This is a genomic window from Clostridium sp. CAG:221, from assembly GCA_000435835.1.
Lineage (GTDB): Bacteria > Bacillota > Clostridia > Clostridiales > Clostridiaceae > Clostridium.
The window spans coordinates 134,042-146,390 of record FR883402.1; the positions used below are offsets into that span (position 1 = coordinate 134,042).

The window sequence follows — 12,349 nt, forward strand, 5'->3', positions numbered from 1 at the left end:
CATGCTATTTTTTTAACGCTTAGAAAACTATAAAATTTTTAACATAGGGAATACCAATAAATTAGCCATTTCTTATATACAGCATTACTAATGCGTTAAAAAGAAAATTATAGTGCCCCAAAAGAACCTTAAAAGAAAAATAAATTAATTAAATTTTTGTAAGGACTTATTTTTCTTTTAGAACCTTTTGGTTGGCTAACAAAAGTTGCTTCCTTCGCTGAAGCGTGGCGTCAGCCACTTTTGTATTGGGAAGCATTATTGCTGCTGCAAAGTAAACATTTAATGATAATTAAGGAGAGATAGAAGATGAAATTATTAGAGCTATTAAATGGTGTGGATTATAAGGTTTTACAAGGAAGCGATGAAAAGGAAATTAATAAAATACAGTATGACAGTAGAAAGATTGCTGAAAATGACTTATTTGTATGTTTAAGTGGATTTGAAGTTGATGGGCATGACTATGCAGTTAATGCTATAAATGCTGGAGCTACAGTAGTTATGTGTGAAAAAGATTTAGATCTTAATACTATACCAACGGAAGTAACAGTGTTAAGAGTTAAAGAAGGTAGAAAAGCATTAGCTACTATGTCTGCTAATTTTTATGATCATCCAACAAAAAAATTAAAGCTTATTGGGGTTACTGGTACTAACGGTAAGACTACTAGCGTATATATCTTAAAATCAATACTTGAAAAAGCAGGTGAAAAAGTTGGTCTTGTAGGAACTATTGCTAATTACATAGGAGATGAAAAAGTTAAATCTGAAAGAACAACACCTGAATCATTAGAACTTCAAAAGTTATTTAAAGATATGGTTGATAAAGGATGTAAATACTGTGTAATGGAAGTTTCATCACATTCACTAGAATTAGATAGGGTTTATGGTTGTAACTTTGAAATAGGTATTTTCACTAATATAACAAGAGATCACTTAGATTTCCATAAAACATTTGATAATTATTATAATGCTAAATTTAAATTATTTGAAAGAAGTAAAGTTTCAGTTATAAACATTGATAATAGCTATGGATATAGAGTATTAAACGATGTTGATAAATTAGGTAAGAAAGTAGTAACTTATTCAATAGAAAACTCAAGTGATTTTAGAGCAGAAAATATTAGGTTAGAAGAAAAAGATATAATATTTGATTGCAATAGCACTTCATATAAGTTTGTCTTACCAGGTGAATATAATATATATAACGCTTTAGGAACAATTGCTGCTGCAAAAGAATTAAATATTTCAGAAGAATGCATTAAGGCAGGACTTTTAGATGTAGTTGTACCTGGAAGATGTGAAAGAATTGGTGATAAATATGATATACCATATGAAATAATTATTGACTTTGCACATACACCAGATGGAATGAAAAACATTTTAGAAACATTAAAATCATTTGCTAAGAATAGACTAATAGCTGTTTATGGAAGTGGTGGAGATAGAGATAAAATTAAAAGAGCTGAGCTTGGTAGAGTAGGAAGTGAAATTGCGGATCTTGTTATTATTACTTCTGACAATCCAAGACATGAAGATCCAATGGCAATTATTAAGGATATTGTTGTAGGAATAGAAAAAACAAATTATCTAGCAATAGAAAATAGATCTGAAGCTATAAGATTAGCTTTAAAGATGGCTGAACCAGGTGATGTTGTTGTTTTAGCTGGAAAAGGGCATGAAACATATCAAATTAATAATGAAGGTGTAATTCACTTTGATGAAAGAGAAGTTGTTGATGAAATATTATCAGGAAAGTAGAGGAAGATAGATGGAATTTTCATTTGAAGAATTAGTAAGGGCTCTTGAAGGTACTGTAGTTGTTAACAATGACAATAAAAATTTTAAAGGTACGTGCATAGATAATAGAAAGGTTACTGAAGATTGTATATTCTTTGCAATTAAAGGTGAAAGATTTAATGCTAATAATGTAGCAATAGATGTTCTTGAAAAAGGAGCATCTATTGCAGTGGTAGATGAAGTTAATTTTAAAAAGGAAGATGCTGAAGGAAAAGGTATTGTAATTAAAGTGGATAATACAGTTAAAGCAATGCTTAAGTTAGCTAATTTCTATAGAAGAAAATTAAATCTTAAGGTTATTGGAGTTACAGGTTCTTGTGGTAAAACTTCAACAAAGGATTTAATTGCAGCAGTATTAAGTACAAAATATAATGTATTTAAAACAGAAGGTAATTTTAATAGTGAAATAGGACTTCCACTTATGATATTACAGCTTACATCTGAACATGATGTGGCGGTGTTAGAAATGGGGATGAGTGATTTAGGTGAAATTAAAAGATTGGCAAAAGCGGCAGAACCGGATATGGCTGCTATCACTAATATAGGTCTTTCTCACTTAGAAAATTTAAAGACTCAAGACAATATACTTAAAGCTAAGATGGAGATTACAGAATACTTCACTAAAGATAATATACTAGTGGTAAATGCTGAAGATGAAAGACTTAAAAAATTAAATTCTAATGATTATAAAATTGAAAAAATTGGATATAATCATGAATATGATGTTTACGCATCTAATATTATATTAAGAGAAGATAGTGTTAAGTTTACTGCTAATTGTGGAAATGATAAATATGATTTTGAATTGCCTATGGCAGGTAAGCACAATGTATTAAACATGATGTTGGCTATAGATATTGCCAGAAATTTAAATGTATCACTTAAGGAGATGAATGATGGTCTTGCAAATTTAAAGGCTACATCTATGAGATTAGAAGTTGAAAAAACTGATAAGATTACTATTATAAATGACTGCTATAATGCAAGCCCTGATTCTATGAAATCTTCTATAGAAGTATTAATGACTAAAGCTGCAATGAGAAGAGTTGCCATACTAGGAGATATGTATGAACTTGGAAGCAAAACTAAAGAAGCACATGAAGATGTAGGTTCATTTGCAAAAGGTAAAATAGATTTATTAATAGTTATTGGTGAAAATGTTGATAATTATGAAAATGGATTTGGTAATGAGAATATTAGAAAATTTGCTTCAAAAGATGACTTTTTTAAAGAAGTAGATAGTTTAATTAATAAAGATGATGTTATATTAGTTAAGGCATCTAGAGGAATGAAATTCGAAAAAGTAACATCTAAGTTAAAGGAATTAAAATAAAACGAAGGAGGTGAACTGCTGCTGAGCAGTTTATATGGGGGAGAATATAATAAATCTTATAAGTTCTAAATTAGGAATAGGATTGATATTATCTATAATCCTTTCACTGGTGTCTGGTCCAATAGCAATTCCTCTATTAAGAAAGTTAAAGTTTGGTCAGAATATTAGGGAAGAAGGACCAGAAAGTCATTTGAAAAAGGCAGGTACACCAACTATGGGCGGAGTTATCTTTATTTTATCATCCGTAATAGTTATGCTTATTTTAGGATATAAATTTAATGATAAAGCAATGATTGCCCTATACTCATTAATTGCTTTTGGTTTTATTGGATTTTTAGACGATTTATTAAAAATTCTTAAAAAGCAAAGCGAAGGGTTAAAGCCAGGACAAAAAATGATATTATTATTAATATTTTCTATAGCTTTGGCCATTTATGGATATTACAATTTAAATACTAATTTGTTAATTCCTTTTACATCATTTGAAATGCCGTTAGGAATTTTATATATTCCTTTTGTTGTAATAATATATGCAGCTACAACAAATGCAGTTAATCTTACTGATGGATTAGATGGATTAGCTACATCAGTATCTATTTTAGTTTTAACTTTCTTTACAATTGTATGCTTTATGATGAAAGAAACATCTCTAGCAGTATTTTGTGTAGTATTGATAGGCGGACTTATAGGATTTTTAAAATATAATGCTTATCCTGCAAAAATTTTTATGGGAGATACAGGATCACTTGCAATTGGTGGTGCCATTGCTACTATTGCAATAATATTAGAACAGCCTTTATTAATTATAATAGTAGGAGGAGTTTATGTATTTGAAACTTTATCGGTAATAATACAAGTGACTTCGTTTAAATTAACTGGTAAAAGAGTATTCAAAATGGCTCCTGTACATCATCATTTTGAAAAATGTGGGTGGTCAGAAGTAAAAATAGTTACAGTATTTTCACTTATTACTGCAGTTTTATGTTTAATAGGATTCTTAGCATTGTAAAATAGGAGGAATGTCTGTGATACTAGATAAGAAAAATCAAAATAAAAACATAGGAAAAGTTGATTTTGGAGTTTTATATACAATACTTATATTATTGGCAATTGGTGTTGTAATGATATATTCAGCAAGTTCATTTTACTCAATGTTTCATTATAATGATAGTATGTTTTATTTAAAGAAGCAGGGAATTATGGCTGTTATAGGCTTGTTAGCTATGTTTTTTATGATGAATTTTGATTATCACAGACTAAAAAAAATAACACCAAAATTGTTGATAATTACTGTTCCGTTATTAATAGCAGTATTTTTTTTCCCGGCAGTAAATGGTGCTAAAAGATGGATTCAACTTGGGGGACTTTCATTTCAGCCATCAGAGTTAACTAAATATGTGGTAGTATTATTTCTTGCTTTAAGTATTGATATTAAAGGTGATGGGATAAAAGATTTTTGGACTGGAATAGTACCATATCTTGGCTTATCAGGTTTTTTTGCAGCTTTAGTTTTAGCTGAAAAGAATTTAAGTATTGCTGCAATAATTATGATTGTTACATTTATCTTACTTTTTATCTCAGGTGGAAAGATTAAGCACTTGTTTGGAATAGTACTGCCAGGGTTGCTGACTTTAGCAATATTTTTTATTTTTAGTTCTGATTACAGAAGAGCTAGAATGCTTAACTTTATTGATCCTTGGAAGGATGCTGCTGGTGATGGATATCAATTGATTCAATCATTTTATGCTTTAGGATCAGGAGGTATTACTGGACTAGGTCTTGGTCAATCAAGGCAAAAAACATTATATATGCCTGAGCCACATAATGATTTTATCTTTTCAATAATTGGTGAAGAACTTGGATTAATTGGATGTCTAATTATTATTTCTTTATTTATAATTTTCATTTGGCGTGGTGTTAGAATTGCTATTAAGGCTAAAGACACATATGGAAAATTATTAGCAATGGGAATTACATCAATTATTGCAGTGCAAGCTATTATAAATATAGCAGTTGTAACAGGTTCTATGCCAGTTACCGGTGTTCCAATGCCGTTTATAAGCTATGGTGGTACATCCCTTGTTATAAATTTGACGGCAATGGGAATCTTATTAAATATATCTAGACAGATTGAAAGCGATGTTAGATAAGAAGCTAAGGCCCCTATTATAGGGGCTTTTTATTATGTAAAAAATTATAATGAAAATTATACAGTAAAATGATATTATATTAGTATAAACTAGGATAAGGATGTAAAAAAAAGCAATGAATGAAGTAAAAGAATACATTAAGATTAAAAAGAAAAAAAAGGCAAGAAAAAAAATTTTTATGATTTCTACAATAGTATTAATAATATTAATTATTTTCTTTACTAAATCACCATTATTTAATTTAAAAACAATTACAGTAGAAGGTACATCTAATATTTCAGCTGAATCAGTTCTAGAAAAAGTTAACACTAGACTGGGTAAAAATATTTTTACCTTAAATAGACATAAAATGATTAAAGATATATTAAATGAACCATATTTTTTATCAGCAAAGATAAATATTAGTGGACTAAATTCACTAAATATAAAAATTACTGAAGAATCACCTGTTTTTTATACAAAAGATGATAGTAGTTATTATATATTTAATGACAAAGGTGTACTGATAGAGATTGCAAATAATATTGAAGGAAGAAACTTAGTTGAGATTACTGGTGTAGCTACAGAGGAGCTTCAATTAGGAAATAAGATAATCAATAATGAACATATTATTGAAACGCTAGAAATTATCTATCCATATATTGCTGAAAATAAAGAAAGTATAAAGTTTGATAGATTTGATTTGTCTAAGCTATATGATATAAAAGGATATATTGGAAATTTAGAAATATTATTTGGAGAAATAAATGATTTTCATAAAAAAATTAATGATGTATATAATATTATCTTAAATGGAAATGTAGGTATCACAAGTGGATATATTGATGTAAGTATAAAAAATATGCCGGTAATTAAGAAGAGTGAAGAGTAGGAGGAATTAATTTGAAAAGAGTTGCATCACAATTAGTTGTAGCTGTAGTATGCGGATTTTTAGGATTTTTATTAACGTATCAATTCAAATTGTTAAATACAAAGGATGAACTGACTAACTCATATGAAAATTCAGATATCTTACAAGAAGTAGAAAGTCTTAAAAAGGAAAAAGAAGAGCTTGAAGAAGCTAATGCTACTTTAAATGAAGAAATAAAGGCTCTAGAAGATAAAGCAACCAGCGAAGGTGAATTAGAAGCTGAGATTAAGAAAAAGCTGGATAATGCTAGAATGCAGCTAGGGCTAGTGGATGTAAAGGGGCCAGGGATTATCATTACATTAACGCCTAAAACATCTATATTTGGTACTAATACATCAGATAGCATTAGGACAATTACAGAAGATGAACTAGTATATTTAGTAAATACATTGTGGTATTCAAGAGCAGAAGCTATATCTATAAATGATATTAGGATAACTCCTCAAACTGGTATAAAAAATGCAGGTTCATCTATATCTATAGGTTCAGCCGGTAGAGTAGATCCAAGCAGTGAAATCGTAATTAAAGTTATAGGAGATAAATCAAAATTGAATGTTGGTGTTAGCTATGGAGGGTCTTTAGAAACCGGAGCATTAAAAAATTATACAAATGATGTTAAGAGTAGTGATGAAATAACTATTATAAAAACAACGCAAACTTTAAGAAGTGATTATTTAATACCAGTACAATAGGAGTGAGATTTATGATAGCATTTATAGGATTATTATTGGGAGTTTTTTTAGGATTATTATTTGATATTAATATACCTGATAAATTTTCACCATATATGTCAGTGGCAGTATTAGCTTGTTTAGATTCAGTTTTTGGCGCACTAAAGGCTAATCTTAGTAATAAGTTCCAACCTGATATTTTTATTTCAGGCTTCTTTGGAAATGCTCTTCTTGCTGCAGCTTTAGCATATCTTGGAGATAAACTTGGAATTCCAATTTATATTGCAGCGGTAATAGTTTTTGGAGGACGTATATTTGATAACTTTGCTATAATCAGACGTATTTTATTAGACAAATATAAAAATAAGCAAAGGAGGGAGTAGATGAAAAACTATAAATATAAGTTTTTTATCTTTATAGCATCGCTTATTATTGGATTTTTAGGATCTATTAATTTTAATATAAATTCTATGTCATCGTTATTTAAAATGAATGCCCAAGAATATAAGAATGCTTCAGAAGAAAGAAATATGTTATATGAAAGTATAAGTGATTTAAAGGAAGAAAATTATAATCTAAAAGATCAATATAATAGTTATATTAATGATGAGAATGATTCAACTAATATTGTTGAAAGCATGAGTTCTCAATTAAATGATTATTATACAATTGGGGGACTTACTGAAGTAGAAGGCCCTGGAATTGTAGTTAAAATAGAAGATGGAGATTACGACATACATACCGATAGTCAAGAAGAGGTAAATAGAAGAACTCTACATGATATTGATGTTGCCATGGTAATAAATGAACTGAGATATATTGGAGCTGAAGCCATAGCTTTAAACAGTTATAGAATCCTAAGCAATACAGGTGTAACTTGCAATTGGGCTTTTATTGGCTTTGAAGATGAAAGCATGGAGATGGCTCCTTTTTACTTTTATGCCATTGGAGATCCTGAACAATTAGAGACAGCTATCAAAGCAGAAGGAAGTTATATTAATGAACTTATGATAAGAAAGCTTAAGATTGAAGTAAACACCATGGAAAATATAATCATTTCACCTACAAATAAGATTTATGATTCTGTATATATGAAGAGAAATGATAAATAATTAATAAAATCTTGAAAAGTATATTAAAAAAATACGAAAAAAATGTTATAATTAGAAAGTGTTAATAAAGGAAATATATCCTTAATAAAGAAAATAATATATATACTCTTATAAGGGGGTGATTAGGATTAGTATTAAAGAAAAAGTTAAGGGCTACTTGGAAGAAATACCAAAAGGTGTAAAACTATTAGCCGTTTCTAAGACTAAGCCCATTTCTGATATTTTAGAAGCTTATGATGTTGGAATACGTGATTTCGGAGAAAATAAAGTACAAGAGCTTTTAAGTAAGAAAGACGAATTACCTAATGATATTAGATGGCATTTAATAGGAAAATTGCAGACTAATAAAGTTAAGTATATTGTTGGGAAGGTTTATTTGATACATTCACTGTCAAGTATTAAATTGCTTAATAAAATTGAAAGTGAATACGAAAAAAATAACCTGGTAGCTAATGTACTAATGCAAATAAATATCGGAAGAGAAGAAAGTAAGAGTGGAGTATTAGAAGAGGATATTGATGAATTAATTTTAGCAGTTGAAAAATGTAATCATGTTAAAGTTAAAGGCATTATGGTTATTATTCCTAAAGGTGATGAAGTTTCCAATAGATATTATTTCAATAAAAGTAAACATATTTATGATGATTTAAGTAAGAAGAATTATAAAAATATACAGATGGAAATATTATCAATGGGCATGACTTCTGATTTTAAAATTGCCATACAAGAAGGAGCAAACCTAATTAGGATTGGGTCGGGAATATTTGGAGAAAGATAGTATAAAAAGGAGAGATATAGTATGTTTGGAAAGCTAAAGGAGATAATAGGATTAGGTGAATATGATGAGGAGTTTGATGAATTAGAAGAAACAGAAGAAGAGCAAAGTGAAATAGAACCAATAATTCAAAATACTCATGGTACAAAGGTTGTTAATATTCACAGTAATAATACTGCAAAGATAATGGTTGTAAAGCCAACAGCTTATGAAGAATCAAGAGAAATTGCTGAGGCTGTTAAAAGCAGAAAAATAGTAGTTATTAATACAAATAGTTTAGAAACAAAAATAGCTCAAAGACTAGTTGATTTTGTAAGTGGTGCGGCTTGCGTATTAAATGCAGAATTACAGGAAATAGAACAAAGAGTATATCTTTTATCACCTCAAAATGTTGAAGTATCAAATGAATTAAAAAGTGAAATAAGTTCAAAAGCATTATTTAGTTGGAATAAGTAGGGGGCGGTTTAGATAGGAGTTATTCGTAATTTTCTTAGCATACTTGTGAATGTACTTAATATTACTATTCTTGCAGAGGTAGTATTTTCATATATTCCTAATGCAAGAGAAATGAGTATATATAATATTTTACGTTCTATCAATAATCCTATTTTAGAACCTATAAGAAGGCTTCAAAGAAGGTTTATTGGAGATATAATAATTGATTTTTCTCCAATTATAGCAATTTTGCTTTTAAACATGATAAGTGGAATTTTAATTTATTAAGTGGTGTACTATGATATCAAAAGAAAACTTATTGAAAAACTTTGCAAATGAAGATAAAGATTCTGTTATCAGAATTTACAATAATTTAATATTAGCCAAAAATAAGGATATACCTGTATTTTCAAAAAATTTCTGTTCACCAAATATTTGGAGCTATTTTGTTGAAAACTTCAATAAAAATGATTTTATTGTTGAAGCTGATGGAGCTTATGATGAAGCAGATAGAAGAATAATATCATTTAATAATAAGTATTTTTATGAATATCCTTTTATTTGTCTTAAAATTACTAATAAATCAAAATTTAAAAATTTAACTCATAAGGATTATTTAGGTTCAATAATGTCGTTAGGAATTGAAAGAGAAAAACTAGGTGATTTACGAGTAGTTGAAGATTATGCTGTAGTTCCAGTATATGAAGATATAGCAAGCTATATTATAACTTCTATGGAATCTGTAGGCAGATGTCCTGTTAAAATAGAAATTATTGATAAAGAACATTTGCCTCAAAGTGTTTTTGAAGAAATAGTAATTAACATACCTTCATTAAGAATTGATAATTATGTTTCAAAGCTTGCAAATGTATCTAGAGCTAAGGCTATTGAACTAATACAGAACAATAAGGTTTCAGTGAACTATTGTAAGATTAAAGAGAAAAGTAAAGAGGTACAGGAAAATAATGTAATAACTATTTCTGGAGTAGGAAAGTTTCGTACTGGAAGTATTGTTGGCAATACGAAATCTGGAAAATTTAAAGTAGTTATAAAAAATTATATATAGATGAGGGGATATAGTAATGAAATTAACTCCAATGGATATAAAGAACAAAGAATTTAAAAAAGCCATAAGAGGATATGCTGCTGATGAAGTAGATGAATTTATGGAAGAAATAGTAGAGAATTATGAAGAAATATTCAAAGAAAATTCTAGGCTAAAAGATACAGTAAGCAGAATAAGAGAAAAAGTTGAGCATTATGAAAAACTTGAAGATACAATTCAAAATACATTATTATTAGCACAAAATGCGGCTGATCAAGCAAAAGAAAGTTCGCAAAAGGAAGCTGATTTAATAATGAAGAACGCTAACGAAAGTGCTCAGAAGGTTTTAGATAAAGCTCATAATGATGTGATTGCTGTGAATGATGAGTATGAAAAGGTTAAAGAAGAGTTTATTAAGTTTAGAGCTAAGTTTAGAAATTTCATTAATGCACAGCTACAAACTTTTGATGAACTTGAAAAAGATTTAACTAAAAATTACAATGTTTCAGAGACAGTTGAAGAGTTAGAGTTAAGTTCTAAGGATATACATATTTCTGAAGAAAAGCTTGACGCAGTTGTTGAAGAAGATAATTCTAGCGAAGAAATGAAAGAAATAAAAAGTTTTTTTGCCAATAATTAATAAAAGAGACCTTTAGGTCTCTTTTAAATTTTATATAATTAGAGATAAGTTATTGAGGATAACGATTTAATATATTATAATGTTCAGAGAATTAATAAAAAATGGAGTTTTTGAAATGGATAATTTAATTTTTAATGTTACTGATGAATTTATAGGTGAAAGAATTGATAAATATCTTTCAATGCAAATTCAAGGTAAATCAAGATCTTTTATTCAAGGCTTAATTACAGATAAAAAAATCGATATTAATGGATCTGAGATAAAAAGTAACTATAAATTACGTAAGAATGATATAATAAATGTTATTCTACCAGAACCAATTGAGTTAAATGTAACTGCCGAAAAAATAGATATAAATATTATTTATGAAGATGAAGACGTTGTAGTTGTAAATAAAGAAAAAGGAATGGTTGTACATCCTGCACCAGGTAATTATAACGGAACATTAGTTAATGCCCTATTGTATCACTGTGGGGATTTATCGGGAATTAATGGAGTTATTAGACCTGGGATTGTCCATAGAATAGATAAAGATACTTCTGGAATTCTCGTAATAGCAAAAAATGATGCTGCACATAATTTTTTAGCAGAACAATTTAAGGATCATTCAATTAAAAGAGAATATTATGCATTAGTTGAGGGAAGATTTAGCAAGAAAGAAGGCACTATTGATAAGCCATTAGGACGTCATAAAAAGGAAAGAATAAAGATGGCTATAGTTGAGGATGGGAAAAGGGCTGTAACTCATTATGAGGTTTTAGAGGAGTATAATAAGGGTGTTACACTGATAAAATGTACCTTAGAGACTGGAAGAACTCATCAAATAAGAGTACATATGGCATCTATAGGGCATCCACTAGTAGGGGATTTGGTATATGGCCATAATAAACAAAAGATAAAGATAGAAGGGCAAGCGCTACATGCTAAAACCTTAGGATTTATTCATCCAAGCACAAGGGAATATATGGAATTTAATTCGGAATTACCAGATTATTTTAATGATATACTAACAGAGTTAAGAAAATAAGGGGGCAATTATTATGACTAAATTAAAAGCAAATTTATTAGATGATAAGGCTATAAAAAGAAGTTTGATAAGAATTTCTCATGAGATAATTGAAAAAAATAAAGGAGTTAATGACCTTGTCTTAATAGGAATTAAGAGAAGAGGCTATCCTTTAGCAAAAAGAATAGCCAACAATATTGAACAAATTGAAGGGGTAAAAGTACCAGTAGGTTACGTTGATATTTCATTATATAGAGATGATATATCAGAGATAAAAGATTTACCAGAAGTTAACTCAGTAGATTTAGGAGTTGAAGTAAAAGGAAAGAAAGTTATACTAGTGGATGATGTTTTATACACATGTAGAACAGTGAGAGCAGCAATAGATGCAATTATTGATGTAGGAAGACCACTTGGTATACAGTTAGCTGTATTAATTGATAGAGGCCATAAGGAACTTCCAATTAGAGCTGATTAT

General features: G+C 28.8%; 15 protein-coding genes. All 15 read left to right on the forward strand.

The features are described from left to right. Positions 1-306 precede the first annotated feature (306 nt). Positions 307-1,755 carry a UDP-N-acetylmuramoyl-L-alanyl-D-glutamate--2,6-diaminopimelate ligase gene (locus Q5O44_RS08085; RefSeq protein WP_022167906.1) on the forward strand — a complete coding sequence of 483 codons (1,449 nt, stop codon included), beginning with the start codon at positions 307-309 and terminating at the stop codon, positions 1,753-1,755. Positions 1,756-1,765: 10 nt separating this feature from the next. Beyond that, complete coding sequence (gene murF, locus Q5O44_RS08090) at positions 1,766-3,127, forward strand: UDP-N-acetylmuramoyl-tripeptide--D-alanyl-D-alanine ligase (protein WP_022167907.1); 1,362 nt, start codon at positions 1,766-1,768, stop codon at positions 3,125-3,127. A gap of 34 nt (positions 3,128-3,161) precedes the next feature. Beyond that, complete coding sequence (gene mraY, locus Q5O44_RS08095; protein ID WP_022167908.1) at positions 3,162-4,136, forward strand: phospho-N-acetylmuramoyl-pentapeptide-transferase; 975 nt, start codon at positions 3,162-3,164, stop codon at positions 4,134-4,136. A gap of 10 nt (positions 4,137-4,146) precedes the next feature. Beyond that, positions 4,147-5,277 carry a stage V sporulation protein E gene (gene spoVE, locus Q5O44_RS08100; RefSeq protein ID WP_370545570.1) on the forward strand — a complete coding sequence of 377 codons (1,131 nt, stop codon included), beginning with the start codon at positions 4,147-4,149 and terminating at the stop codon, positions 5,275-5,277. Positions 5,278-5,392: 115 nt separating this feature from the next. After that, entirely contained in the window at positions 5,393-6,148 is a 756-nt protein-coding gene (locus Q5O44_RS08105) for a cell division protein FtsQ/DivIB (RefSeq protein ID WP_022167910.1), read from the forward strand. A gap of 11 nt (positions 6,149-6,159) precedes the next feature. Then, the gene (locus Q5O44_RS08110; RefSeq protein WP_022167911.1) at positions 6,160-6,879 is read left to right on the forward strand and encodes a DUF881 domain-containing protein; all 720 of its coding nucleotides are present in this window, start codon (positions 6,160-6,162) and stop codon (positions 6,877-6,879) included. Positions 6,880-6,890: 11 nt separating this feature from the next. After that, on the forward strand, positions 6,891-7,241 hold the full coding sequence (locus tag Q5O44_RS08115; RefSeq protein ID WP_022167912.1) for a small basic family protein: 351 nt from the start codon (positions 6,891-6,893) through the stop codon (positions 7,239-7,241). Further along, positions 7,242-7,970 (forward strand): DUF881 domain-containing protein, encoded by a 729-nt coding sequence (locus tag Q5O44_RS08120; RefSeq protein ID WP_022167913.1) that lies wholly within the window; start codon positions 7,242-7,244, stop codon positions 7,968-7,970. Positions 7,971-8,097: 127 nt separating this feature from the next. After that, on the forward strand, positions 8,098-8,748 hold the full coding sequence (locus Q5O44_RS08125) for a YggS family pyridoxal phosphate-dependent enzyme (protein ID WP_291662469.1): 651 nt from the start codon (positions 8,098-8,100) through the stop codon (positions 8,746-8,748). 21 nt (positions 8,749-8,769) lie between these two features. Beyond that, positions 8,770-9,201: a cell division protein SepF gene (locus tag Q5O44_RS08130; protein ID WP_022167915.1), complete on the forward strand. Its 432-nt coding sequence runs from the start codon at positions 8,770-8,772 to the stop codon at positions 9,199-9,201. A 45-nt stretch (positions 9,202-9,246) separates the two neighbouring features. Beyond that, a complete protein-coding gene (locus tag Q5O44_RS15245) occupies positions 9,247-9,468 on the forward strand; it encodes a YggT family protein (protein WP_291662418.1) in 222 nt (73 codons plus the stop codon). A gap of 10 nt (positions 9,469-9,478) precedes the next feature. Beyond that, complete coding sequence (locus tag Q5O44_RS08135; protein WP_022167916.1) at positions 9,479-10,246, forward strand: YlmH/Sll1252 family protein; 768 nt, start codon at positions 9,479-9,481, stop codon at positions 10,244-10,246. A gap of 16 nt (positions 10,247-10,262) precedes the next feature. Further along, positions 10,263-10,865, forward strand: coding sequence for a DivIVA domain-containing protein (locus Q5O44_RS08140; protein ID WP_022167917.1), 603 nt, complete (start codon positions 10,263-10,265; stop codon positions 10,863-10,865). A gap of 115 nt (positions 10,866-10,980) precedes the next feature. Continuing rightward, positions 10,981-11,892 carry an RluA family pseudouridine synthase gene (locus Q5O44_RS08145; protein WP_022167918.1) on the forward strand — a complete coding sequence of 304 codons (912 nt, stop codon included), beginning with the start codon at positions 10,981-10,983 and terminating at the stop codon, positions 11,890-11,892. Between the two features lie 13 nt (positions 11,893-11,905). Then, positions 11,906-12,349, forward strand: a 444-nt coding sequence (gene pyrR, locus Q5O44_RS08150) for a bifunctional pyr operon transcriptional regulator/uracil phosphoribosyltransferase PyrR (protein WP_302637650.1), incomplete at its 3' end; no start/stop codon positions are given.